Origin of the sequence: Pseudoduganella sp. LjRoot289 (genome assembly GCF_964252925.1) — a bacterium.
Lineage (GTDB): Bacteria > Pseudomonadota > Gammaproteobacteria > Burkholderiales > Burkholderiaceae_D > Rugamonas.
This window is the reverse complement of the sequence record NZ_CAXUPN020000001.1, coordinates 2,352,090-2,376,471: the sequence shown is the minus strand read 5'-3', so window position 1 is coordinate 2,376,471 and position 24,382 is coordinate 2,352,090. Positions and strand designations below refer to the sequence as shown.

The following is a 24,382-nucleotide window of genomic DNA, read 5'->3' as shown; positions in this document are numbered from 1 at the left end:
AAAATGGAGGAGACACGATGAGTCACAAGCATCTGACACGGGCCGCCGCTGCCCTGCTGCTGGCAAGCTGTTTGTCCAGTGGCATGGCCAGCGGCCACGGACCCTTGCTCGCGCAGTGGAGCCTGGATGAACAAGGCGGTAGCCAGGCCCTGGAATCGGTGTCCGGGCGCCGCGACCAGGTCAACTACGTATTCAACCGCGCCCGTTTCAAGCCCAATTCTGCGCCGCAATGGCGCACGGCGGGCAGCTGCATCCATGGCGGCTGCCTGCTGTTCGACGGCTATTCGACCGACATCGCCGCTCCGGCCCTGACTTCGGCCCAACTGGCGCAGGGCTTCACGCTGAGCGCCTGGGTTGCGCCGCATGCCTTCGAATGGGGAGACGGCGGCCATTATTCGGCCTTCCTGAGCCAGTTCGACGCGGAAGCCAAACAAGGCTTCTCGTTCGGTGTGCACCGCTTCGGCACCTGGGGCATCAAGCTCGGCTTCGGCGATGCCATTGTCGATATGCGTGTAAAGGACCGCAAGCTGCCGCGCGATGCGTGGTCCCATGTGGCGGCCAGCTACGATCCAGCCAAACGGCTGGTGGCGCTGTTCCTCAACGGTGAGCGGCTGGTCAACGTGCCTGCGCCTGCGCAGGGGGAGTTCGCCATGCCGCAACAGCCGCTGACGATAGGCCGCTACTCGCAGCCCGAGCAGATCGGCGGCGTGTTCAAGCTCAATACTTTCCTCGGCCTGATGGACGAGGTGCGTGTCGCCGCCGGCCCATCGGATGCAGCCGCCGTCGCGCGCAGCCTGAAGGACGACCTGGCGCAGCGCGGCAGCAAGGCGCCGCAACTGTCGCTGGCGGACATGCGCATTCCCCCGTCGGTATTCGAGGGCGACCGCCACCGGCCGCAGTATCATCTGATGCCGGACGCGGGCTGGATGAACGAACCGCACGCCCCCTTCTACTACGCAGGGCAGTACCACCTGTTCTTCCAGAAGAACCCCTTCGGGCCGTTCTGGCACCAGATCCACTGGGGCCACTGGGTCAGTAGCGACATGGTGCGCTGGCGCGAGCTGCCGATCGCGCTGGCGCCCGAGGATGACGGCCTGGCGACCGACGGCGTTTGGTCGGGCAGCGCCACCTACGCGGCGGACGGCTCGCCCGTGCTGTTCTTCACGGCCGGAAACGACAGCGCCAAGCCGAACCAGCGTACCGCCATGGCTACGCCGCACGACCTGCGTGATCCGGACCTGGCGCGCTGGGACAAATACCCGACGCCGGTCACCCTGCAGCAGGAAGGGCAAGGGCGCCATGGCGAGTTCCGCGATCCCTTCGTGTTCCGCGACGATGCGCGTCAGCGCTGGTTCCAGCTGGTGGGCTCGGCGCTGCCGGGACGCAGCGGCACCGCGCTGGTGTATGAATCGGCCGACCTGCGCAACTGGACGCCGCGCGGCCCCTTGTTCTCTATCGATGCCAAACGCTTTCCAGGTTTCGACCCGACCTGGGAGCTGCCGGTCCTGCTGCCGGTCGGTAAAGGCATGGATGGGCGCGAGCGCCATGTCTTCCTCAACGACGTGCGCGGGCAGGCCTACTACTGGACCGGCGTGTTCGATCCGGACAGCGCGCGCTTTACGCCGGACGTCGAGGCGCCGCGCACCTTCGACGTCGGCCAGGGCCATTTCTCCGGCCCGAGCGGTTTTGTCGATCCGAAGACCGGCCGCACCATCGTGTTTTCCATCGCCCAGGGCGAACGCAAGCTGCAGGACGAATGGGACGCCGGCTGGGCGCACAACGGCGGACTGCCGGTCACGCTGTCCCTGGGCGCCGACGGCGACCTGCGCGTGGCGCCGATCAGCGAAGTGGCCAGCTTGCGCCGCCGGCAACTGCTCGACCTGCGCGACGTCGGCGTGGCCGATGCCGCTGCCGCGCTGGCCTCGGTCCATAGTGACGCGTTGGAAATCGAACTTGAACTGGCGCCGTCCGCCGTTGCTGCAAAGCGCGGCTTGAACCTGCGCGTGGCGCCCGGCGGCGCCGAGCTGACAGCGCTGTACGTGGACACCGCGCGCGGCCGGCTGGAGATCGACCGTACGCGCACATCGGGCGAACAGGCCTACGGGGTGCAGGGCGGCGACTTCGAGTTGAAGGGCGAACCGCTGCGCTTGAGGGTCTTCCTCGACCATTCGATGGTCGAGGCCTACGTCAATGAACGCAAGAGCCTGACCAGCCGCATCTACGCGGCGCGCGCGAATGCCAACGGGCTGGCGCTGCTGGCGGCGGCCGGCGACCGCATCGTCTCGCTCAAGGTTTGGGCGATGGGCACAACGGAAAAAGGAAACTGAGATGGCATCGATCGCATTACAGGGCGTCGGCAAGACCTACCCTGGCAAGGAAGCGCAGTACATTTTGCGCGACGTCGGCTTCACCATCGAGGACGGCGAATTCGTGGTCTTGGTGGGGCCGTCGGGCTGCGGCAAGTCGACGCTGCTGCGCATGATCGCGGGGCTGGAGGAAATCAGCGCCGGGGAGATCAGCATTGCCGGGGTACGCGTCAACGACACGCCGCCTGCCAAGCGGGGGCTGGCCATGGTGTTCCAGAGCTACGCCTTGTACGCCCATATGAGCGTGTTTGAAAACATCGCCTTCGGCTTGAAGCTGGCGCGCGTGCCCAAGGCCGAGATCAAGGCCTCGGTGCAGTCGGTGGCGAAAATGCTGCAGATGGAGCATCTGCTGGAGCGCCGGCCGCCGCAGTTGTCGGGCGGGCAGCGTCAGCGGGTCGCCATCGGCCGCGCCATCGTGCGCAAGCCGCGCGCCTTCCTGTTCGACGAGCCGCTCTCCAACCTGGACGCGGCACTGCGGGCCGACATGCGGGTGGAAATCGCCCGGCTGCATCAGCAACTGGGCGCAACCATGGTCTACGTCACACACGACCAGGTCGAGGCGATGACGCTGGCCGACCGCATCGTGGTGCTTGGCCCGTCCGGCGTGCAGCAGATCGGCGCGCCCATGCACTTGTACGACAAACCGGCCAATGTGTTCGTGGCCGGCTTTATCGGCAGCCCGAGGATGAACCTGGCGCCGGGCACGCTGGACGCGGGCGGCCAGTTGCGCCTGGGAGCGGCCTGCCTGCCGTGGCGCCCGCCGTCCGGCGCTCCATCGCAGCTGACCGTCGGCATCCGCCCCGAGCACCTGCAGGCCGATCCGGACGGCGCCATTGAAGGCGAGGTGCTGCTGGTCGAGCGCCTGGGCGCGGAATCCTATGTGCACCTGATGGTCGCGGGGCTGGACAAGGCGCTGATGGTGGTGGTCCAGGACGAGCCGCCCGCCGCCGGGGCGCGTTGGCGGGTCGGGCCCGTGGCGGGCCGGGTTCACGTGTTCGACCAGGACGGGCGCCGCATTGAAGCGGCTGCGTTGGAAAACAAGGCAATTGCCGGCTCGGCCGGTTTATCGGAGGTGGCATGATTATCGTTTGCGGAGAAGCGCTGTTCGATGTGTTCAACGACGGCGACACCCCCAGCGGCTATGCGCTGTCGGCGCGTGTCGGCGGCTCGCCGTTCAACCTGGCCATCGGTCTGGCCCGATTGGGCGTTCGGCCGATGTTTTTCGGCGGCCTTTCGACCGATATGTTCGGCCGCAAGCTGGCCGCCACGCTGGAGGGCGAGGGCGTCGACCTGTGCTGCGCGCCCCGGCCGGCTGCGGCCACCGCTCTGGTCACCGTCGATGTCGGCGAGGGCGGCGTGCCGGCCTACACCCTGTACGGCACGGCGACCGCCGAGCGCGCGCTGACGCTGCCGGACCTGGCCCGCGTGCCGGCCGATGCCGCCGCCATCCACGTCGGCTCCTACTGCATGGCGGTCGAACCGGTGGCCGGTACGCTGCGGGCGCTGGTCACGCGCCAGCACGGCCGCAGCCTGATCGCCTTCGACCCCAATGTGCGCCTGACAATACAGCCGGACCGCAAGGTGTGGACCGACGCCGTCGCATGGATGCTGCCCCGCACCGATCTGCTGAAGATCAGCGACGAGGACATCGGCCATCTCTATCCGGGCCTGGTGCCGGAAGAGTTCATCGAGATCGCATTGCGTGCCGGCGTGTCGCTGGTGGTGGTCACGCGCGGCGGCGACGGCGTCCTCGCTGCGACGTCCTCGCTGGCGCCGGTCGAACTTCCGGCGCTGAAGGTGGACGTGATCGACACGGTCGGCGCCGGCGACACCTTCCAGGCCGCGCTGCTGTCGCATCTGTCGCGCCATGGCCTGCTGACGCGGGCCGCGCTAAGAGGCCTGGACGCGCCCGCGCTGCGGTCCGCGCTCGCATTCGCCGGCAGGGCGGCGGCCATCACCTGTTCCCGGCGCGGCGCGGACATGCCACGCCTGAAGGAGGTGCGGACGGACGATTAAGTAGCTGTAGCAGGCATGACAACGTTAGACATGGAAATTCGCACGGGCTGCCGCAAGGGGCCCGATAATCATAAAAGGAGACGCAGCATGAACTATTCGATTACCCGTTACATCAGCCGCTCGGCGGCAATGGCCATTTGCCTGGCGCCAGCGCTGGTGTTCGCCCAGCAGCAGGCCAACACGGCCGCCGCCCAGCCGCCAGCCGAGCTGGCAGCGGCCGACCCGGCGGCGGTCGTCATCGTTACCGGCGTGACCAAGACCACGACCAAGAAGAACGCGACCTTCTCGGTCAACACCCTGGGCAGCGAGGAAATCCAGCGCCTGGCGCCGATGAGCACGGCCGAACTGCTGGCCAACTTCCCCGGCATTTATTCGGAGGGCAGCAGCGCGGGCGAGGCGAGCAACAACATCACCGTGCGCGGCCTGCCGGTCACCGGCGGCTACCGCTATGCGCCGCAGCTGGTCGACGGCCTGCCGGCTTACGAGGAGCCGGAAGCGCCCTTCATGAACAACGACGTCTTCGTGCGCGACGACCTGATGACCGAAAGCGTCGAAGTGGTGAAGGGCGGCCCGGGCGGGATCCTGTATTCCAACGGCCTGGGCGCCACCGTCAACCACGTCACGCGCACCGGCGGCGACCATCTGGCCGGCGGTTACAAGATCGAGTATGCGGACTACGGCTTCCTGCGCCAGGACGCCTTCATTTCCGGTCCGCTCGGCCGCAACCTGACCGGCGCCGTCGGCGGTTTCTATCGCCGCAGCGACGGCGTGCGCGACACCGGCTACACCGCCGACCGCGGCGGCCAGGTGCGGGGCAACCTGATCTACACCAGCGACGACCGCACGGCCACCGCCCGCCTCGATGCGCTGATGATCAACGACCGCACGGCCTTCTTCCAGAACCTGCCGATCTCGGTGCCGCGCTTCAGCAATCCCGGCACGCCGTCCAGTCCGACCGTCATCAACCAGGACACCATACAGCCGCTGGGCATCGATTTCGCGCATGGCACCACGGCCTCGCCCTACAACCGCCGCTTCAGCATGATAGGCGAGTACGGCACGCGCACCATCGACCAGGCCGACGGCATCCACCCTGACTTCAAGATGTTCACCCTGAGCGGCTCGAAGGAACTGGCGGACGGCTGGAAGCTGTCGGCCGGCTTGCGCCACACCACCGGCAGCAACGGCTTCAACGCGGTCTTCACCGGCAACGACACGGCGACGGCGAGCAACTTCCTCAATGCGCGCTACCAGAACGACGTGATCTCGCCGGCGCACGGCGCGGCCCTGGGCTGCAATTTGAACAACGCCAAGCTGATCGGCTACTTCAATGTCCCGGCCAGCAACGCCTGCGCGGCATTCGCCAACATCAGCCGCGATGACTTCATCAAGAAATACGCCAAGGCCACCGGCGTGGCGGGGCGCTACCTCAACGACGGCTCGGCCGTGCCGGCCACGGCCACGCTGAACTTCCAGGTGCCGTTTGTTGCCGACGTCGACGCCTCCAGCACCTCGCTCGACCTGAAGACGCAAAAGTCCTTCCAGCTCAAGGGCTCGCACGACCTGACCTTCGGTGTCTACAAGAGCCGCTACGATTACGCGCCCAACTTCCAGGCCGCCTTGCTGGTCACCGACGTGGCCGCGCAATCGCGTCCGATGGACCTGATCGCCGTTGATGCGCAAGGCCGGCAGGTCGGCCCCAGCCTGACATCCGGCAGCGCCATCCTGCCGGGCTGGTTCGGCTTCGTCAGCCAGATCCACGGCGACGGCAACGCCGCCTATCTGCTGGACCACTGGGAGACCATGGGCAACAAGCTGAAAATGGACGTCGGCGTGCGCTGGCAGGACCTGAAGGCCGGCGTGACGCGGCGCGACCGCAACGTCAGCACCGACCTGACCCCGTCCGGCGTCGTCGCCGGATCCACCCAGGACACGACAGCCGACAACGAAATCAGCTTGCCGGGCGATCCGCATACGCTGAACAAGACCTTCCACGGCCTCGGATGGTCGCTGGGCGCGAACTACAGCTTCAGCAAGGCATTCGCCGTCTATGGCTTGGCGTCGAATTCCTTCCGCCTGCCCAGCTTGCAGGACCTGAACGACCTGAGCACCGCCTCGGCCACCGTCGTCAACGGCAAGACCGTCGACATCAACGCGGTCGAGCATATCCGCCAGTACGAGATGGGCCTGCGCTACCTGACGCGCGGCTTCGGCGCGTCGGTGGCGACGTTCTACAACAACTTCTCGCCGCGCAGTTCGGTCAACATCTACCGCGACATCACGTCCGCCACCTGCGCCACGCAGGGCGGCGTGACGCAGATTAACTCCTGCCCGGAAGTGGCGCAGCTGTACAAGCGCGGCGTGCGCAACATCGGCGCCGAGGTGGAACTGAGCTGGCGTCCGGCGGCCGTCGACGGACTTGAACTGAAGGGGAACGTGGTGCTGCAGAATCCCAAAGTCACGGGCGCCAACTACACCGTCACCCAGGAGGACAAGAATGCGCAGGGCGTCATCAGCGGCTACCATTACGTGCAGATCAGCGAGGACGGCCGCCGTCCGCGCCGCCTGCCGAAAGTGATGGTCAACCTCATGCCGTCCTTAGACCTGAAGCCGCTGACCGATGTGCCGGTGAGCGTATACGCGCAATACCAGTACTACGGCTCGCGCTTCTCGGAGGCGACCGACAGCAACGTGACGCTGTACCCGGCCTACCACATCATCAACGCCGGCGCGCAGTACCAGGTCAGCGAGCGGCTGAGCGCCCACCTGCACGTGTCCAACCTGACCAACCAGCTCTCGTTTACGGAAGGCGATCCGCTGTTCAACGACTTGCTGTCGCCCGACGGCACGCGCAACCGGGGCGTGGCCAGGCCGCTGTTCGGCCGTACCGTGCGTTTTAGCCTGACGTATATGTTCTAGCAGCGATGTCCCGGCGGCGGTCCTAAGCCGCCGTCTTGAAGATGCTGACCGACGCGGACAGCGTGTTGGCCTCGTCCAGCATGCTTTGCGCCGCGGCGGCGGCTTCTTCGACCAGCGCGGCGTTCTGCTGCGTCATGTGATCCATCCGCGCCAGGGCTTGGTTGACCGATTCGATGTCCATGCTTTGCGCCTGGCTGGCAGAGGTGATTTCGCCCATGATGTCGGTCACCTCCTTGACCGACAGGACGATGCGCTCCATCGTCTGCCCGGCTTCGTCAACCAGCGCGCTGCCGCCGTCGACCCGGCGCACCGAATCGTCGATCAGCGATTTGATTTCCTTGGCTGCCGTCGCCGAGCGCTGGGCCAGGCCCCGGACTTCGGATGCCACCACCGCGAATCCGCGCCCCTGCTCGCCGGCGCGGGCGGCCTCGACCGCCGCGTTCAAGGCCAGGATGTTGGTCTGGAAGGCGATGCCGTCGATGACGGCGATGATGTCGACGATCTTGCGTGAGCTGGTCTTGATGGAGCCCATTGTGTCGACCACTTGCGCCACCAGGGCGCCGCCCTGGGTGGCCACCGACGAGGCGCTGATCGCCAGTTCGTTGGCGCGCGAGGCGCTGTCGGCGTTCTGCTTGACGGTGGCGGTGAACTGTTCGATGGAATTCACGGTTTCGCCCAGCGCGCTGGCCTGGCTTTCCGTGCGGGCGGACAGATCCAGGTTGCCGGCTGCGATTTCGCCCGACGCCACGGTGATCCTGCCGGTGCTGTCGCGCACGTCGCTCACGGTGCGCGACAGGCTGCGGTTCATCTCCGCCAGGGCCGCCAGCAGTTCGCCCGTTTCGTCGCTGCTGTCGACGGTGATGCGGGTGCCCAGGTCGCCCGACGCCACCGCCTTTGCGATGGTCACGGCGTGGCTCAGCGGCCGGGTAATGGAGGAGGTCAGCCAGACCGCCAGCGCGAGCGAGGCCAGCAGCGCTGCGGCGCCCATTGCCAGCAGCAGCCGGCGCGAAAAGCCGATATTGCCGGTCGCCTGCGTGCCCCCGGCGGTGATCTGCTGCTGCTGCAGCGCGACCATGGACTTGCTCAGCTCGAGCAGCGCATCCAGGCGCGGAAAGGTCGCGCTGTTCATCAGCGCAGAGGCGGCGGCGCTGTCGCCCGCCTCGACCAGGTCGGCCACCTGCAGGAAGGACGTGCTGTATGCGGCGCGCGCGGCCTGGATCTTTGCCAGCAGCCCGCGCTCCTCGTCAGTGTCCGCCAGTTGCCCGAGCGTGGCGAGCGCGGCGTCGATGGCTTTCTTGTCCAGGTCGATTTGCTCGTAGCTCTTGGCGCGCAGTGTGCGGTCGGTCACGATGAACAGGGCCAGCGTGCGGCGCGCGTCCTCGCGCGCGGCCGAGTCGATGGCGGCGGCGGCGGCGGCCCCCGGCCAATCGCGCTCGACGATGCCGCGCACACTGGTGTCGATGGCGGCCAGTTGTCCCATGCTTGCCGCGATCATGCCGGCCATGATGAGCAAAAGCAGGGCGAATCCAGCGCCGAGGCGATGTTTAATTTTTAAGTTGGAAAATGTCATGATTAACACCCTGTGGTTGATTAGCCATAGTCGCACGAAGGACGAAATTCCTTACAGAAATATTCGTGCCGGTAGTGGAAATCACGTATCAGGCTTGTCGCCGGTCGCCAAGTTGCGCTGGTATAGTAGGCTGACCGCCAACGCTGCGGCCACTTACAACTAGAGAAACCAGGAGACATGATGAAAAATGCAATCATTTCGGCGCTATTTGGCGCGTCCGTTCTGTCCGCCATGCCGGCGTTTGCCGCCGATCCTGCCGCCACCGCCGTTGCGATGGTGGAAAAGGGCGTCGCCTACATGCAGAAGAATGGCAAAGATGCCCTGATCAAGGAAGTCAACAGCAAGAATCCTGAATTCATCGACGGCTCCATCTACCTGACCGTGCGTGCGCTGGACGGCACGCAGCTGGCGCACCCGACCAACCCGAAGCTGATCGGAAAAAACCTGGTAGTGCTGCCGGACGCGGATGGCAAGTTGTTCCGCAAGGAGATCATTGACCAGGCCAAGACGAAGGGCAAGGGCTGGGTCGACTACAGGTATAACAATCCGACTACCGGTGAAATCGAGAAGAAGTCCACCTACTTCTTCAAGTATCAGGATGTGATCCTGGACGCAGGGATCTTCAAGGGTAAATAAGCGGCACGGCGGCGGGACGCATCGCCCCCAAGCGACGCCGCGCCGCGCTCTCACCCGGTAAGCAGCACCGTGCCGGTTCCCGCCGCACGGCCGTACATCGCCTCGACCAGCATGGCGCGCCGCGTCAGCACGGCGCGCTGGTTGATCGAGCCCTTGTCGGTCTGCTCGCCGGCTTCCACCGACGGCGCTTCCTCCAGCAGCAGCATGCGTTCGACGCGGGACGCCGATCCGGTGGCCTTGGCGTTCAATTGCACCAGCAAGCGCTCAAAATGCTGGCGCACCGGCGCACTGGACAGGATGGCGGCGGCGTCGGCTCCGGCATCCAGTCCGGACAGCGTGTGGCATAGCTCCAGGCGCGGGAATACCAGAAGTCCTATGGTGTCCCGGTTGATGCCGGCCACCACCACGTCCTGGATGTAGGGTGCGCCGGCGCTGATCACCCGCGCCCGCAGCGGCCCCACGCTGACGAAGGTGCCACTGCTGAGTTTGAAGTCTTCGGCGATGCGGCCATCGAACATCAATCCCAGTTCCGGCCGCGCCGGATCGACAAAGCACACCGCGTCGCCGCTGCAGTAATAGCCTTCCTCGTCGAAGGCTGCGGCGGTCGCTTCCGGCGCGCGCCAGTAGCCCGGCATGACGTGCGGACCGCGGAAGCGCGCCTCCAGTTTGCCATCCACCGGCGCCAGCTTGACCTCGCATGCGGGCGCCGGCAGGCCGACGTAGCCGGCCATCATCACCGGGCCGGTGGTGAAGGTGCAGGAAGGCGCCGTTTCCGTCATCCCCAGGCCGGCCATGATGCGGATGCGCTGGCCGCAATGCTGTTCGCTGACGCTTTCCAGCGCGTCCCACGCGGCCTGCGACAGCCCGGCGCCGGCGAAGAAGAACAGCTCCATCTGCGAATAGAAGCGGCGGCACAGTTCGGGGTCGTCGCGCAGCGCGGCGGTCAGCAGTTCCCAGCCCTTGGGGACGTTGAAGAACACCGTCGGCGCGATCTCCTTCAGGTTGCGCACCGTGACGGCGAAGTCGCGCGGGGTCGGCTTGCCGTCGTCGATGTAATAGCTGCCGCCGTTGTAGAGAGCGATGCCGACGTTGTGGCTGCCGCCGAAGGTGTGGCTCCACGGCAGCCAGTCCAGCAGCACCGGCGGCTTGTCGCCAAAGGCCGGGAAGCTTTGCAGCAGCATCTGCTGGTTGGCGCACAGCATGCGCTGGGTGGTGATGACGGCCTTGGGCAGCTTGGTCGAACCCGAAGTGAACAGGAATTTGGCGATGGTGTCCGGACCGCTCGCCGCGTTGGCCTGGTCCACCGTGCGCGGCGCGGTCGCCAGCAGATCGGCCAGCGGCGTGCCGGCCCGCCCGGCGTCGCCCCGGTCGATGACGATCTCGACGTCTTGCGGCACCGCCGCCGCCAGCGCGGCGGCGCAGGCGCCGCCGTCGGTGGCGTAAGCCATGCCGGGGGTGAGGTGGCGCACGAAATGGGTCAGCTTGGTGTAGTCGCCGCTGGCGGAGGCTGCGGAGGCGGCCGGCGACACCGGGCAATACGGTATGCCGGCATACAGCGCCCCCAGCGCGAGCTGCAGGTGCTGCAGGTCGTTGCCGGACAAGATCATCAGCGGGCGCTCGGCGGACAGGCCCCGGTCGAGCAGCGCCTGGCCGACGGCGCGCGCGCGTTCAAGCATCTCGCGGTAGCTGACGTGCTGCCACTCACCGTCCGGGCCGCGCTGCGCGGCCAGCGTGCGCTCGGGATGGCGCTCGGCGCCGCGCACCAGGCAATCGGTGAGGCGCTCAGGGTAGTCGCCCAAGGCTTCCTGCGACGTCAGGCGCCATTGGCCCCGGGCGTCGGCTTCGACCCGCACCGCTGCGCCGCCGACGCGCACCGGACGGTAGCGCGACAGGTCCAGCGCGGCGGCGGCCACGGTGGCGGTATGGGAGGGCTGCGTCATCGCTTGCTCCTCCATCACACCGGGTAGTGGCGGTGTCCGCTCTGGATGGTGATCCAGCGCAGGTCGGTGAATTCGGCGATGCCGGCCTTGCCGCCGAAGCGCCCGTAGCCGCTGCCTTTGACGCCGCCGAACGGCATCTGCGCCTCGTCTGCCACGGTGGAGCTGTTGATGTGGCAGATGCCGGATTCGACGCGTCGCGCCAGGGCCAGCGCGCGCGGGATGTCGCGGCTGAAGATGGCGGCGGACAAGCCGTATTCGCTGGCGTTGGCCTCGGCCAGCGCTTGCTCGTCGCTGTCGACCCTGATGATGCCGACGATGGGGCCGAACGATTCCTCCTGGTACACGGCCATGTCCGGGGTGACGTGGTCGATGATGGCGGGCTGCAGCACGTTGCCGTCGCTGGCGCCGCCGCCGCAGACCAGGGTCGCACCCTTGGCCCTGGCGTCGTCCACCATGGCCGCCACGCGGCTGGCGGCGGAAGCGTCGACCATGCCGCCCAGTACCGCGCCTTCCTGGCCGGGTTTGCCGGCGACCAGGCCGGCGGTCTTGACGCGCAGTTTCTCGACGAAGGCGTCAGCCACCTTGCGGTCGACGATGATGCGGTCGGTCGACATGCAGATCTGGCCCTGGTTGAAGAAGGAGCCGAAGGCGGCGGCCTGCACGGCCTCGTCCAGGTCGGCGTCGTCCAGCACCAGCAGCGGGTTCTTGCCGCCCAGTTCCAGCACCACCGGTTTCAAATGCTGCGCCGCCTGCTGGGCGATGATGCGTCCCACCTTGGTCGAGCCGGTGAAGTTGACCCGTTTGACCGCCGGATTGGCGATCAGGCGCGCCACCACGGCGGCGGCGTCCGCAGGCGCGTTGCTGATGACGTTGACCACGCCGGGCGGGAAGCCGGCATCCTCGAACACCGTGCCGATCAGGCGGTGCAGGGCGGGGCAGACTTCGGAGGACTTGAGCACGACCGTGTTGCCGCAGGCGAGCGGGGTGGCGATGGCGCGCGTGCCGAGGATGACCGGCGCGTTCCACGGCGCGATGCCCAGCACCACGCCGCAAGCCTGGCGCATGCCCAAGGCCATCAGTCCCGGCACGTCGGAAGGAATCACTTCGCCGGCGATCTGGGTGGTCAGCGATGCCGCTTCGCGCAGCATGCCGGCGGCCAGCATCACGTTGAAGCCGTACCAGCCGGCCACGCCGCCCGCTTCGGCCACGCCGGCGGCGATGAATTCGGGGGCGCGGGCCTGCAGGCAGTCGGCCGCCTTGAGCAGCAGGCGGCGGCGCTCGCCGGGCGCGGTGGCGGACCAGCCGGGGAAGGCCGCCTGCGCGGCGGCGACGGCGGCGTCGGCATCGGCCAGGGTGGCGGCGGCCGCCACCGAGGCGGTGTCGCCGGTGGCCGGGTTGAGGCGCTGGTAGGTGGCGCCGCCGGATGCGGCCTGGTCCAGGCCTCCGATCAGCAGGCCGGCTTTAAAACGTGCTTCAAGCATGGCGTATCTCCTTTGTTATTGGGCGGTGCATGGCGACTGTGCTGCGGACTGCTGCTGCCGCCGCGTATTAGGCGCGCTTGTAGGTCTGCAGGCCCGGCTTGATGGTCTTATCGTCCAGGAATTGCTTGAGGCCCTGGGCGCGGCCTTTTTCCGGATCGCGGTGGTTGGACTGGTCGACTTTCGCATACAGGTAGTCCTCGCTTTGCTCCCACGTCAGTTCGCGGCAGCGCTTGAAACCGTTCTTGGCGATGCGCAGCACCGTCGGCGCCTTGGCCAGCAGCTTTTCGGCCAGTTCGACGGTGGCGGCGCGCAGCTCCGACAGGGGCACGCTCTTGTTGACCAGGCCCATCGCGGCTGCTTCCTTGCCGGTGAAGGTGTCGCCGGTCATGATGTAGTGTAGCGCCTGGCGGTGGCCCATGGTGTCGGCGACCGCTTTGCTGACCAGGTTGCCCGGCGGGATGCCCCAGTTGATTTCCGACAGGCCGTACACGGCTTCGTCGGCCGAAATGGCCAGGTCGCAGGCGACCAGCGGCGAGAAGGCGCCGCCGAAGCACCAGCCGTTGACCATGGCGATGGTCGGCTTGCTGTACATGCGCAGCAGCTTCCATTGCCACTGCGAGCAGTCGCGGCGCAGCTTTTCCTGGAAGATCTCGGGCTTGCCGTCGTTTTCGCGGAAGTACTCCTTCAAGTCCATGCCGGCGGTCCAGCTGTCGCCGGCGCCGGTCAGCACCAGCACTTGCGCATCGGCGTCCAGTTCCAGCGTTTCCAGCACGTCGATCATTTCGCGGTTCAGCGTCGGGCTCATGGCGTTGCGCTTTTCCGGACGGTTCAGCGTTACCCAGGCGATGCCGTCGGCCACTTCAACTTTCACGGTGCTCCAGCGCTTGTCGTATTGGCTCATCTCATTCTCTCTTATGTTAGGTTAATATCAGGTTGCCTGATATATGGCTTATAATATATTCTGCTTGGCCTGCAATGCAAGCGCTTTTTGAACGCTGTTTGAACTTTTCGGATCCTCCATGAAAAAAGACCCGCCCGCCGCCGCGCACGACAAGCCCAGCGGCATCGCCTACCTGATCGGCCGCATCGACCATGTACTGAGCCGCCGCCTGCGCGACAGCCTGGGCTTGCTGGGCATGACGGCGGCCCAGTACACGGCGCTGTCGGTGCTGGACACCCAGCAGCAGCTGTCGAACGCGCAGCTGGCCGAGCGCTCGATGATCTCGCCGCAATCGGCCAACGAGATGGTCAAGGCGATGGAGGCGCGCGGCTGGATCGTGCGCCAGGCGGACGCCAACCATGGCCGCATCATCCATTTGCGCCTGAGCGCGGACGGCGAAGCCCTGCTGCGCCAGGGCCACGCGGCGGTGGCGCGCCTGGAGCACGCCATGCTGGCCGAACTGGGCGTCGACGAGCGCAGCGCGCTGCATGGGCAACTGCGGCAGTTGCTGCGTTCATTGAGCGCCATCGTGCTTTGAGCGGCGCCAGCCCGGATTCTCCAGCAGCAGGGCGATGCCTTGTCCGCCGCCCACGCAGGCCGCCGCCACGCCATAGCGCTGCCCGCGCAGTTCGAGCCCGCGCGCCAGCGTGATGGCCAGGCGCACGCCGGTGGCCGCCAGCGGATGGCCGAGCGCGATCGCGCCGCCGTGGATATTGAGGCGGCTCCGGTCCAACTGCAACTCCCGCTCCACCGCCAGCACCTGCGCGCCTTGCGCTTCATTGATCTCGAACAGGCCGATCTGCTCAATGCCCAGGCAACAGCGCTGCAGCAGCAGGCGGATTGCCGGCGCGGGACCTATGCCCATCAGTTCGGGCGCCACGCCGACCACCGCCGCCGCCGCGATGCGGGCTTGCGGCCTGTGCTGGCCGGCCCTGGCATACGCGCCGGACGCGATGATGGCGGCGGCTGCGCCGTCGGCCAGCGCGCAGCTGTTGCCGCCGGTCTGGACGCCGTCCGGGTAGAGCGGGCGCAGCGTGGCCAGCACCGACGGCGGCGAAATCCTCGGATGGGTGTCGTGCGCCAGCTCGGCCACCGGGCCGCTTAGCCGGATGGCGCGGTCGGCATAGCCGTCCAAGGTGAAGGTCTCGTTGCCGACGGCGGCGATCTCGCCGGCATGGAAGCCGGCGGTGCGCGCCTCCAGCGCCCTGGCGTGCGACAGCGCCGCGTAGCGGTCCACCTCGGCGCGCGTGATGCCGTATTGCCGCGCCAGGTTTTCAGCCGTTTGCGGCATGGTGATGCCCGGCGCCGGATCGGTCAGCGCCTCCCACAGGAAGTCCTGGAAATCGACCGGGGCGCCCAGCTTGAAGCCGGCGCGGTGGCCGAAAGCGGCGATCGGATTGCGCGTCATCGATTCGGTGCCCACCACCAGCACCGCGTCGGCGTAGCCCAGGGCGATCTGGTCGCCGGCCTGGCGGAACAGTTCGAAGCCGGTGCCGCAGATGCGCTGCGCGTTCAATGCCGGCACCGCAAGCGGCACGCCGGCGTACAGGCCGATATGGCGCGGCAGCATGTACTGGTAGCAGTCGCCCGGCGCCATGCTGCCGGTGATGACGGAGCCGATGTCGGCGGCCGGGACGCCGCTGCGCCTGAGCACCGCGCGCGCGGCCTTGATGCCGAGGTCCGTCGGCGAGACGTGGCTGAACGCGCCGCAGTAGTCGGCCAGCGGCGTGCGCAGGCCGTCTATCATCCACAGGTCTTCATAACTGCGGAAGAAGCCTTGTTTGGCGTGCGCGCTCATGGCCAGTAGCCCGGGCGCAGCTGGTCGGTACGGCCGGTATAGCCATGCGTCTGTGCGTAGGCGGCCAGCGCCTGCGGCGCTTCCTGGCCGCCGAAAATGGACCACAGGAACATGCGGCCATACAGCTCGCAGCGTTCGCGCGGATTGCCGCGCAGCGCGGGATCCTCCGCCAGCGCGGCCTTGAGCGTGGCCAGGCTGCTGTGGTGGACCACCATGCGGGTGCCGCCGTCGGCGCTGGTGTCGAAGACCATCAGGCGCGGCTGGTTGGCGTCGCCGCTCCAGCGCCGCCAGTCAGGCAGCATGCCGCCCGGGCCGCCGGCGGGCTGGCCGTGGCGCGCGAAATGGGTCCAGTAGCCGGCCATGGCATCCGACACTTCCTTGCGGCCCGGCAGATTGCCGGTGGTGAAGGAGCGGAAGGGATCGAACTCGCCGTCCAGGTCGCGGAACACGAAGGCGACGTCCAGCACGTGGGCGGCGCCCAGCAGCACGCGCGGTGCGATCAGCGGCACGGCCGGCTGCTCGTCCCAGTCGAAGCGGTAGACCCACACGTCCGGATGGCCCGATGCGACCATGGCGCTGGCCGGCGCCAGTGCGCCGGCAGCCTGCCACAGGGCCGACATATAGGCCGCGTGGCGCTGGTAGCGTGCGCGGTTGCGCATGACCGGGATGCTGCCGAACAGCATGCGCACATAGTCCGGATTGTTGGACATGAACAGCTTGTACTCGTCGCGGTTGGTGCCGATGATGACCGGCACCGCGTGGTAGCGGGAGCGGTCGGCGAAGACCTCGGCCAGCGGCATGGCCGGCAGCACGTGGCCGTCCTGCAGCACGCAGGGCGCGTCGTAGAAACTGAACGCGCCCGGCGTGACCGGCGCCAGCAGGGCGGCCGGCGGCAGGCCGCGCACCCAGGCGGCCAGTTCGGCGGCCGGCATGGCGGCGATGAGTGCCTTGGCGGCGGCGCGGTCGGTGGCGCGGCCGGCACGCTGCAGCCACTCGCACAGCAGCTCGCGCGAGCTGAGGGCATGGCCGGGCTGGGCGTCGTCGCGGTAGTTGCGCGCCTGCTCCATGGTGTAGCTGGCCGTCAGCGGCGACTGCAGGATGGCGCGGTGGAACAGGTCCTTGGCCTGCGGGCAGGCCAGCAGGGTGTAAGTGTTCAGGGCACCGGCGGATTCCCCGAATACGGTGACGTTGCGCGGATCGCCGCCGAAAGCGCCTATGTGCTGGCGCACCCATTGCAGGGCCGCCACCAGGTCCAGCGTGCCGAAATTGCCGGAGCGGTCCGCGGCCGTGTCGTCCTGCGCGGCCAGTTCCTCGAGGCTGAACCAGCCGAGGATGCCGAGACGGTAATTGGCCGACACCACGATCACGCGATCCTGGGCCGCCAGGTTGCGCAGCGTGGTGTAGGTGGCGGCGGTGCCCGCCGTGTTGGCGCCGCCGTGTATCCAGAACATCACCGGCAGCGCGGCGCTTTGCGCCTGCTCCGCGCTCAACTGCGGCGCGAAGACGTTCAGCGTCAGGCAGTCTTCCGAGCCGGCCGGCTGGCCCCACTGGTCAGGCGGCAGTTCCAGCGTGATGCCCCCCAGCTGCATGGCGGCGTGGCCGCAGGCCAGGGCCTCGCGCACGCCGGTCCAGGCTTGCGGCGGGCGTGGCGCCTTCCAGCGCAAGGGGCCGACGGGCGGCTGCGCGTAGGGCATTCCCAGCCAGGCGTGGGTATTGTGCCGGTCGGCGCGGCCTATCACGTCGCCCAGCGCGGTGCTGCGCAAGGTCACGGGGTCGGGAACCGCCGCTGTCTGCGGGGCGCCGGCCGGGGCAGCGGCTTTTGCGGGCAGCAGGAAGTAGGCCAGCGCCGGCACCAGCACCAGCGCGCCCACCATATTCCACAGGAACATGAAGGCCAGCAGTATGCCCATGTCGGCCTGGAATTTGATCGGCGAGAACAGCCAGGTGGCGACGGCCACGGCCAGCGTCACCCCGGTCAGTATCACCACGCGGCCGGTGAAGCGCAGCGCGTGCAGGTAGGCGTCCGACAGGCTGGCGCCGGCGCGCATGCGCGTCAGCATCACGCTCAGCACGTACAGCGCATAGTCGACGCCGATGCCGACGCCCAGCGCGATCACCGGCAGCGTGGCGACCTTGACACCCATGCCCAGCACCACCATCAGCACTTCGCACAGGATGGAGGTGAGCACCAGCGGCAGGATGGCGACGGCCACCGCGCGCCAGTTGCGGAAGGTCGCGTAGCACAGCAGGATCACCGCGCCGTAGACCCAGAACAGCATGTCGTGCATGGCCTGCTTGACGACGATGTTGGTGGCGGCCTCGATGCCGGCGCTGCCGGCGGCCAGCTGGAATTGCACTTCCTTGGTGTCGTGTTCTTTCGCGTAGGCCTCGACCGCGTCCACCACGCCGGTCAGCGTGGCGGCCTTGTGGTCCTTCAGGTAGACGTACAGCGACAGCAGCGAGCAGCTCTGGTTGAACAGCTCGCGCGGCGCCCGGGTCTGCACCGCCCCCAGCGCGCCGGCGTTGGGGATCAGGTCGAACCACTTGAAGTTGCCTTCGTTGTAGCCTGCGGTGGCCAGTTTGCTCAAGGCCGCCATGGAATTGGTGGAGTCCACGCCAGGCAGCTGTTCCAGTTTCCACGCCAGGGCGTCGACGCTGGCCAGCGTGCCGTACTGGGTGCACTGGTCGGATGCGGTCTTGATCATGACGACCAGGATGTCGGAGCTGGCCGCGTAGTTGGCGACCATGAAGCCGTTGTCGCGGTTGTAGCGGGAGTCGGCGCGCAGTTCCGGCGCGCCGGGGTCAAGGTCGCCCACCTGCAGGTTCAGGCTGTACAGGTAGCCGAGGCCCCCCAGCAGCAGGCTGGCGGCCACCGTGGCGGCGGCCCAGCGGCGCTGCGTGAACCGGTCGAGGAAGGTCCACAGCCAGGGTTGGGCCCCCTCGGCGCTATCTGCTTGCAAGCTGCGCGCTGCCGCCTTTGCACTGACACCGGTGTAGGACAGCAGCACGGGCAGCAGCACCAGATTGGTGAAGATCAGCACGGCCACGCCGATGCTGGCGATGATGGCCAGGTCCTGGATCACCTTGATGCGGATGCTGACCAGCACCGCGAAGCCGACCGCGTCGCACAGCAGGGCGGTGAGGCCGGCGGCGAACAGGCGGCGGAAGGTGTAGCGCGCGGCCACCACGCGGTGCGTGCCGCGCCCCACGTCCTGCATGATGCCGTTCATCTTTTGCGCGCCGTGGCTCATGCCGATGGCGAATACCAGGAAGGGCACCAGCACCGAGTAGGGATCGAGTTCATAGTGCAGCGCGGCCAGCAGGCCGCACTGCCACAGCACCGCCACCAGCGAGCACACCACCACCAGCGTGGTGCTGCGCCAGCAGCGCGTGTACCAGAACAGCACCGCGCCGGCGATGGCGATCGCCAGCACGAAGAACATCAGCACCTGCTGCAGGCCCTCGATCAGGTCGCCGACGATCTTGGCGAAGCCGGTGATGTGGATGCGCACGCCTTCCTTCTGGTACTTGGCGCGGATCTGCTCCAGCCGCTGCGACAGGGCGCCGTAGTCGAGCGCCTGGCCGGTCTGCGGATTGAGCTCCAGCAGCGGCACGAACACGATGCTGGACTTGAAGTCGGACGCCACCAGCTGGCCGATTTCGCCGGAACGGGCCACGTTGGCGCGCAACTGGGCGAGGCTGGCGGGCGAGCCGTCGTAGCCGTCCGGGATCACGGTGCCGCCATCCAGGCCGTCCTCGGTGACCGAGGCCCAGCGCGTGCTCGGCGTCCACAGCGATTTCATGAAGGGGCGGTCCACGCCGGGCAGCAGGAACAGTTCATCGTTCAGGCGCTGCAGGGTGTCCAGGTAGCTGCGCTCGTAGATGGTTCCGCCGCCCGCTTCGACGGCGATGCGCACCGAGTTCCCCAACCCGTTCAGGTCGGCCTTGTTGGCCAGGTAGTTAAGCACATAGGGATGGGCGCTGGGGATCATCTTCTCGAAGCTGGCATTGAGCTTGATGCGCGTGGCCTGGTAGCCGAACACGATGGTCGCCAGCAGGCAAAGCAGGATGACCAGCGGCCGGTAGTTGAACAGCGCGCGCTCGCCCAGGTTGCCTGAGCCGGTGTCGAAATCCTGCAGCCGCCTGACCACCGGCTGTTGTTCCAAATCTTGATCTGTATGCATGATGTTTCAACCGTGTAGGTGTAAGGGAGTCGCTAGCGCGGCCGGGATGCAGCCACTGGCGCGGGGGCGGGCCGGGCGGCAGCGGCTGCCAGGGTCGCCGTCGCAGCTGCCGACGCCGGCGGTGCCGCTGCGGCCAGCTTGCGCAGGCCGCGCAGCCCGGCAACGACCAGCGCGCCGTCGCTGGCTTGCGCCACGGCGGCCAGGGGCAGGGCGGCGCCGGTCTGCGCGGAGAAGCTGCGGCCCTGGTCGCGGCTAAGCAGCACGTCGCCGCCCTGGCTTACCAGCACCAGCGTGCCGTCCTCCAGTTCGGCGCCGCCGGCCAGCGAAGCCTGCACGGCGGTATCGACCTTGGTCCAATTGGCGCCCTGGTCGCCGGACCAGTAGGCGTTGCCGCGCAGGCCATAGGCGAGCAAGGCGCCGCTGCGCGCGGCCAGCAGGCCGAAATAGCTGCCCTTGTACGGCGAGGCGAGCGCGGTGAAACTGGCGCCCTGGTCGGTCGAACGCAGCAGCAAGCCTTGTTCGCCGGCCAGGTACAGTGCGCGGCCGCCGCCGCCCATGCCGTACAGGTGCAAGCCCTTGGGATTGGCTGCGTGGCTTTGCCAAGGCTGCCAAGTCGTGCCGCCGTCGACGGTTTTGAACAGCAGGTTGTAGGCGCCCAGCACGTAGCCCTTGCGTGCGTCTTCGAAGTGGACGTCGAGGAAGGGTTTGTCCGGGCCGTCGTCCACCAGGTGCTGGGCGTCGGCCACGGCCCGCGCCTGCTCCGGTCCGGCGACCTCGGAGGCCGCCCGCAGGACCAGGGCGGCGGCCTGGATGCCGTCCAGCTGCCTGGCCCAGGTGGCGCCGCCGTCGGCGCTGTGCAGGACCACGCCCTGGTGGCCGACTGCCCAGCCCAGCTTGGCGTCGACGAAGCGCAGCGCCGTCAGGCTGACGCTGACCGGCACGCTGGCCTGGCGCCAGGACGCGCCGGCATCATCCGAATACAGGATGGTGCCGCGCTCGCCGGCGGCGACGAGCCGCTTGCCGGCGCTGGCCACGGCCAGCATGGCCGCTTGCAGCGCCTTGGGCGTGATCAGCGCAGGCTGCCGAAGCGCCGCCGGGACGGCGGCACCGGCGGTGGAAGCCGCGCCTGCGACGGCTTCCGCACCAGAGGCCCGTGCGCCCGGCGCCAGCATGCAGCACGCGGCCAGCGCGACAGCCGCGGCCAGCGACGCCGACGTCTTTAGCGGCCCGGCCCCAGGTCCGGCCGTGGACGCTGCGCCGGCCTTGGCCGCCGCCACAGTTCCAAGCCTGTTCCCTGCCAAGGGCGAGGGGGTGTGCGCCGTCTGCGCCGCGGCCGGTGCGGGTATCCGGCCCGGGCGTGGAATGCGTCTGTTCATCGCTGGCCCCTTCATTTAACGCGAGCCCTGGTTGGCCAGTTCCTCGGGCCCGAAATAACTGGCCGGCAGGCGCGGTATGGTCTTGTACTGGGACTGCAGGTCGTTGGACGCCTCGTTCAGCAGGTAGGCGCCGGTCTGCACGTTGTAGGTGCCCCACATGATGTTGCCCACCACAGCCGGCACGTCCGGCGTCAGCAGCGTCAGCGTGTAGTTGCCGCGCCAGATCTGGCCTTGCGCGTCGTAGCCGTCGACCAGGATGATTTGCCAGGTGTCTTCGTCCAGGTAGTAGCGCCGCTTGGCCACCACGTGGCGTTTGCCCGGTATCAGGGTCGCTTCCACTTCCCATACGCGGTGCAGTTCCCAGCGCACCAGGTCGGGATTGAGGAACTGCGGACCGACCAGGTCGCTGATCTTGGCGGACGCGGCGCGGTTGTTGTTATAGGGGATGTACATCTCCTTTTTGCCGACCAGTTTCAGTTCGTGGTGGTCGATGGGGCCGAACAGCATGAAGGCCTCGTCGAACAGGCCGATGCCGGAGGTGACCGAGTCCGGCGTGTCGTAGGACACGGACGGCGCGCGCCGCACGCGGCGCTGGCCGACCAGGTATTGCCAGATCGCGCGCGGCTGCGCCTCGCTGATGCCGTCGTGGACCAGGATGCCCTCGCCCGCCTTGGACGCCGGCGCGCGCGTGATCAGGCGGCCGAACTGGTAGACGCCGTCGAATTTTTCCAGGCTGCCTTCCTTGTAGTAGTAGGGCCGCATGATGGTCTGCTCGGCCTCTGTGGCCGTGGCGCGTTTGCCGTCCGGGGTGACGATGGTGGTACGCAGCGGGAACACGGTGGTTTCGCCGGTCCAGGCCAGGCGGTGGTTCATGATCGCTTCGTAGCCGGTTTTCGGGATAGGGAAGGGCGTGCCGCCGTAGGCGCCCTCCACACCGAAGCCGCCGTCGATGGACTTGGCCCGGGTGGCGTTCTTGAAGGTGTTGTCGTACACCCAGCCCGGCGCACCGCCGGTGCGGTGGGTCGGGTAGACATCGATCCGGTAGTCCGGATATTTCTTCAGCAGCGCAACGGTGGCGGCCGACAGCTTGGCCGCGTGCTGGTCGACGTTCTTGCCGGTGATGGCCAGCGTCGGCTTTTCGCCGGCGAAGGGATCGGCGCGGAAGTCGCCGGCCTTGAAACCGGCCGGCACCTTGGCGTAGACGCCTTCCCAGGCCGGGATGGTGCCCTCCTTGTTGCCGGCTTTCTCGGCGCCCAGCGGGGTCAGCGTTGAACGCAGCTTGGCCGCTTCATCGGCGGAGACGGCGGCGCCGGCGTGCGGCAGGGCGAAGGCCAGCGCCAGTGCGGCGGCGGCGGAAGTCAGGGTCGTCTTCATGATGGTGTCGTCCTTAGAATGCGCGTTTGATATTGAAGGAGATGTAGTTGCGGTCCGCCAGCGACTGGGCATAGCTCAGGATGGGCATATTGGTGACCGGGTTGTTCTTCAGGAAAGTGCCGGCGGTGCCGAGGAAGCGCACATAGCTGACGCCGAACTTCCAGTCCTGGTGGTAGGTGGCGTTGACGCCGATGTTGAAGTCGCCGCCGTGCGAGCTGCCGCCGTTGAAGTTGAACACCGCGCGCGAGCGGCCGTCGATGTTGTAGCCGACGCCGACCGGGATGGAAATATCCAGCCCGTCGATCACCTGGTAGTAGGAGGGCTCGAAGATCATGCGGGCCGAGGTGGCGTCGCGGGTAGTGTTGGGGTCGAGCGAACCCAGGAAGGACACGCTGGTGGCGCGGTTCCATGCCAGCTCGCCCAGCAGCGAGGCGCCCTGGAAGAAGGGATTGGTCGGCATCACATAGATCGCGGACAGGTTGACGTGGGCCGTGTTGCCGACCGCATAGGCTGGATTGCCGCTGTTGTTTGCGAACTGGCCGACGCCGGCGCGCGACAGGAAGTTGGGCGTGGGGTCGCTCACCAGGGGCGAGTTGCGGCGCACGGACACCTCGGCTGCCACATTGGCGCCCAGTAGCACGGTGCTGGCGCTGGCGCCGAAGGTGCGCACGCCTTCCGCGTACACTGCCTGCACGGTGGACGGCGCGCCGGGCGGGAAGCCGGGTGCGAAGCCCAGGTAGAAATAAGGCGTCTTGTCGTGGTAGCGTGCCGCGTAGAAGCCGTATTCGACGTCCGATCCGCTAGGCGCATACTTGAGCTGCAAGCCGCCCTGGCCGGAATTCTTGGCCTTCATGTCGGCGATGGTGCGGAAGGCGGGCGCGCCGCTGTTGGTCGGCGCCACCAGGAAGGCGGTGCTGCCGGCGCCGGCCGCGTCGTAGGAGCTCAGATAGCTGCCGACGCCGGGAATCTGCGTGGCACGCCACTCGAACTGGTAGTAGCCGCCTATCGACACATTGGGCAGCACCTGCAGCTGGCCCGACACCTGGTTGACCGGACGCAGGATCTCCTTGAACTGCGCACCCGGCACGCTGAGCAGCTTGACCAGGTCCACCGGTCCCTGCGCGTTGGCGATGCCGTTGGCGCCGAAGAACAGGCTTTCGCCGTATTGCAGCGTGTGGCGGCCCACGCGTACGGTGCCCGGCAGCTCGCCCAGCGCGCCCTTGGCGAAGACGAAGGCGTCCAGCAGTTCGGCATTGCGGCCGTGCAGCAATCGGGTGCCCTTGGCGAAGCTGTTGCCGGCCTGGCCGGCCAGCGTGACCGCATTGCTGGCGGGGGAGGCGTTGTCGGTGCTGCGGTTGTATACGCTGTCATACCAGCCGGCGGCGCTGATGCGCATGCCCAGGTTGCGGGTGCCGGCATCGAACTCGGAGAGCCAGTCGACGCGGCTCGAAACGATGCCCTTGTTGCGGAAGTTCTGGTTGCCGTCGTCGAGGTTGTAGCCGGTGAAGTCGCCCGGGCCCGCCGCAGGATAGCCGCCAGCCAGCAAACGGGAATCGGCGTCCTTGAGGCGATAGGCGCTGCTGTATTTGAAGGTGTTGTTCCAGCTGATCTTGAGCTCGGGATTGTCGGTCTCGAACTCGTGGGCGTGGGCGGCCGGCAGGGCGGCGGCCACGGCCAGCGCCAGCAGGGTCGGGCTCAGGCGCTTGCGTGCTTGTGTTGTTTGCATTTCCAGTCTCCTTGTTATATTTGTGTGGCCGCTAACGCGCGGCCGGGCGGATGGCA

General features: G+C 67.5%; 15 protein-coding genes and 2 pseudogenes. 7 read left to right on the top strand and 10 right to left on the bottom strand.

Going from position 1 to position 24,382, the window contains the following annotated elements:
• Nucleotides 1–17 precede the first annotated feature (17 nt).
• The 4 genes from ACSQ8Y_RS10010 (at nucleotide 18) to ACSQ8Y_RS09995 (ending at nucleotide 7,301) form a co-directional block, all read left to right on the top strand.
• Entirely contained in the window at nucleotides 18–2,327 is a 2,310-nt protein-coding gene (locus tag ACSQ8Y_RS10010; RefSeq protein ID WP_436266304.1) for a GH32 C-terminal domain-containing protein, read from the top strand.
• Between the two features lies 1 nt (nucleotide 2,328).
• On the top strand, nucleotides 2,329–3,447 hold the full coding sequence (locus tag ACSQ8Y_RS10005) for an ABC transporter ATP-binding protein (protein WP_436266303.1): 1,119 nt from the start codon (nucleotides 2,329–2,331) through the stop codon (nucleotides 3,445–3,447).
• A complete protein-coding gene (locus ACSQ8Y_RS10000) occupies nucleotides 3,444–4,382 on the top strand; it encodes a carbohydrate kinase family protein (protein WP_436266302.1) in 939 nt (312 codons plus the stop codon). The genes ACSQ8Y_RS10005 and ACSQ8Y_RS10000 overlap by 4 nt, the downstream gene beginning before the upstream one ends.
• 87 nt (nucleotides 4,383–4,469) lie before the next feature.
• Nucleotides 4,470–7,301 carry a TonB-dependent receptor gene (locus tag ACSQ8Y_RS09995; RefSeq protein WP_436266301.1) on the top strand — a complete coding sequence of 944 codons (2,832 nt, stop codon included), beginning with the start codon at nucleotides 4,470–4,472 and terminating at the stop codon, nucleotides 7,299–7,301.
• 22 nt (nucleotides 7,302–7,323) lie between these two features.
• Here ACSQ8Y_RS09995 and ACSQ8Y_RS09990 read toward each other — a convergent pair whose 3' ends face one another.
• Nucleotides 7,324–8,871, bottom strand: coding sequence for a methyl-accepting chemotaxis protein (locus ACSQ8Y_RS09990; protein WP_436266300.1), 1,548 nt, complete (start codon nucleotides 8,869–8,871; stop codon nucleotides 7,324–7,326).
• On the opposite strand from ACSQ8Y_RS09990, the gene ACSQ8Y_RS09985 reads away from it, so the two are divergent.
• Together ACSQ8Y_RS09985 and ACSQ8Y_RS09980 are read left to right on the top strand one after the other, a co-directional pair.
• Nucleotides 8,870–9,034, top strand: coding sequence for a hypothetical protein (locus tag ACSQ8Y_RS09985; RefSeq protein WP_436266299.1), 165 nt, complete (start codon nucleotides 8,870–8,872; stop codon nucleotides 9,032–9,034). The genes ACSQ8Y_RS09990 and ACSQ8Y_RS09985 overlap by 2 nt on opposite strands.
• 14 nt (nucleotides 9,035–9,048) lie before the next feature.
• Nucleotides 9,049–9,507 carry a cache domain-containing protein gene (locus tag ACSQ8Y_RS09980; RefSeq protein WP_436266298.1) on the top strand — a complete coding sequence of 153 codons (459 nt, stop codon included), beginning with the start codon at nucleotides 9,049–9,051 and terminating at the stop codon, nucleotides 9,505–9,507.
• Between the two features lie 50 nt (nucleotides 9,508–9,557).
• Here the strand turns inward: ACSQ8Y_RS09980 and ACSQ8Y_RS09975 are convergent, their stop codons facing one another.
• From ACSQ8Y_RS09975 to ACSQ8Y_RS09965, 3 genes are all read right to left on the bottom strand, one after another.
• Complete coding sequence (locus ACSQ8Y_RS09975) at nucleotides 9,558–11,447, bottom strand: feruloyl-CoA synthase (RefSeq protein WP_436266297.1); 1,890 nt, start codon at nucleotides 11,445–11,447, stop codon at nucleotides 9,558–9,560.
• Between the two features lie 14 nt (nucleotides 11,448–11,461).
• Nucleotides 11,462–12,928 (bottom strand): aldehyde dehydrogenase, encoded by a 1,467-nt coding sequence (locus tag ACSQ8Y_RS09970; protein WP_436266295.1) that lies wholly within the window; start codon nucleotides 12,926–12,928, stop codon nucleotides 11,462–11,464.
• Nucleotides 12,929–12,995: 67 nt separating this feature from the next.
• Nucleotides 12,996–13,829 carry a p-hydroxycinnamoyl CoA hydratase/lyase gene (locus ACSQ8Y_RS09965; protein ID WP_436266294.1) on the bottom strand — a complete coding sequence of 278 codons (834 nt, stop codon included), beginning with the start codon at nucleotides 13,827–13,829 and terminating at the stop codon, nucleotides 12,996–12,998.
• Between the two features lie 118 nt (nucleotides 13,830–13,947).
• Here ACSQ8Y_RS09965 and ACSQ8Y_RS09960 point away from each other — a divergent pair, with 118 nt between their 5' ends.
• Nucleotides 13,948–14,406, top strand: a complete 459-nt coding sequence (locus ACSQ8Y_RS09960) for a MarR family winged helix-turn-helix transcriptional regulator (RefSeq protein WP_436266293.1) — start codon at nucleotides 13,948–13,950, stop codon at nucleotides 14,404–14,406.
• On the opposite strand, the gene ACSQ8Y_RS09955 is transcribed toward ACSQ8Y_RS09960, so the two are convergent.
• The 6 genes and pseudogenes from ACSQ8Y_RS09955 to ACSQ8Y_RS09930 form a co-directional block, all read right to left on the bottom strand.
• Complete coding sequence (locus tag ACSQ8Y_RS09955; protein ID WP_436266292.1) at nucleotides 14,383–15,666, bottom strand: thiolase family protein; 1,284 nt, start codon at nucleotides 15,664–15,666, stop codon at nucleotides 14,383–14,385. The two genes, ACSQ8Y_RS09960 and ACSQ8Y_RS09955, sit on opposite strands and share 24 nt — an antisense overlap.
• Nucleotides 15,663–17,411, bottom strand: a pseudogene (locus ACSQ8Y_RS09950) (carboxylesterase/lipase family protein); the annotation flags it as partial. The pseudogene ACSQ8Y_RS09950 and the gene ACSQ8Y_RS09955, both read right to left, overlap by 4 nt.
• A 33-nt stretch (nucleotides 17,412–17,444) precedes the next feature.
• Nucleotides 17,445–19,850 (bottom strand): annotated as a pseudogene (locus ACSQ8Y_RS09945) (efflux RND transporter permease subunit); the annotation flags it as partial.
• A gap of 32 nt (nucleotides 19,851–19,882) precedes the next feature.
• Nucleotides 19,883–21,226, bottom strand: coding sequence for a YCF48-related protein (locus ACSQ8Y_RS09940; RefSeq protein WP_436266291.1), 1,344 nt, complete (start codon nucleotides 21,224–21,226; stop codon nucleotides 19,883–19,885).
• 15 nt (nucleotides 21,227–21,241) lie between these two features.
• A complete protein-coding gene (locus tag ACSQ8Y_RS09935; RefSeq protein WP_436266290.1) occupies nucleotides 21,242–22,600 on the bottom strand; it encodes a DUF1329 domain-containing protein in 1,359 nt (452 codons plus the stop codon).
• A 13-nt stretch (nucleotides 22,601–22,613) separates the two neighbouring features.
• Nucleotides 22,614–24,326: a DUF1302 domain-containing protein gene (locus tag ACSQ8Y_RS09930; RefSeq protein WP_436266289.1), complete on the bottom strand. Its 1,713-nt coding sequence runs from the start codon at nucleotides 24,324–24,326 to the stop codon at nucleotides 22,614–22,616.
• Nucleotides 24,327–24,382 lie beyond the last annotated feature (56 nt).

Bases quoted from the DNA above. Each gene is read 5' to 3' on its own strand.
- ACSQ8Y_RS10010 (WP_436266304.1), top strand. From the start codon at position 18: ATGAGTCACAAGCATCTGACACGGGCCGCCGCTGCCCTGCTGCTGGCA.
- ACSQ8Y_RS10005 (WP_436266303.1), top strand. From the start codon at position 2,329: ATGGCATCGATCGCATTACAGGGCGTCGGCAAGACCTACCCTGGCAAG.
- ACSQ8Y_RS10000 (WP_436266302.1), top strand. From the start codon at position 3,444: ATGATTATCGTTTGCGGAGAAGCGCTGTTCGATGTGTTCAACGACGGC.
- ACSQ8Y_RS09995 (WP_436266301.1), top strand. From the start codon at position 4,470: ATGAACTATTCGATTACCCGTTACATCAGCCGCTCGGCGGCAATGGCC.
- ACSQ8Y_RS09985 (WP_436266299.1), top strand. From the start codon at position 8,870: ATGATTAACACCCTGTGGTTGATTAGCCATAGTCGCACGAAGGACGAA.
- ACSQ8Y_RS09990 (WP_436266300.1), bottom strand. From the start codon at position 8,871: ATGACATTTTCCAACTTAAAAATTAAACATCGCCTCGGCGCTGGATTC.
- ACSQ8Y_RS09980 (WP_436266298.1), top strand. From the start codon at position 9,049: ATGATGAAAAATGCAATCATTTCGGCGCTATTTGGCGCGTCCGTTCTG.
- ACSQ8Y_RS09975 (WP_436266297.1), bottom strand. From the start codon at position 11,447: ATGACGCAGCCCTCCCATACCGCCACCGTGGCCGCCGCCGCGCTGGAC.
- ACSQ8Y_RS09970 (WP_436266295.1), bottom strand. From the start codon at position 12,928: ATGCTTGAAGCACGTTTTAAAGCCGGCCTGCTGATCGGAGGCCTGGAC.
- ACSQ8Y_RS09965 (WP_436266294.1), bottom strand. From the start codon at position 13,829: ATGAGCCAATACGACAAGCGCTGGAGCACCGTGAAAGTTGAAGTGGCC.
- ACSQ8Y_RS09960 (WP_436266293.1), top strand. From the start codon at position 13,948: ATGAAAAAAGACCCGCCCGCCGCCGCGCACGACAAGCCCAGCGGCATC.
- ACSQ8Y_RS09955 (WP_436266292.1), bottom strand. From the start codon at position 15,666: ATGAGCGCGCACGCCAAACAAGGCTTCTTCCGCAGTTATGAAGACCTG.
- ACSQ8Y_RS09940 (WP_436266291.1), bottom strand. From the start codon at position 21,226: ATGAACAGACGCATTCCACGCCCGGGCCGGATACCCGCACCGGCCGCG.
- ACSQ8Y_RS09935 (WP_436266290.1), bottom strand. From the start codon at position 22,600: ATGAAGACGACCCTGACTTCCGCCGCCGCCGCACTGGCGCTGGCCTTC.
- ACSQ8Y_RS09930 (WP_436266289.1), bottom strand. From the start codon at position 24,326: ATGCAAACAACACAAGCACGCAAGCGCCTGAGCCCGACCCTGCTGGCG.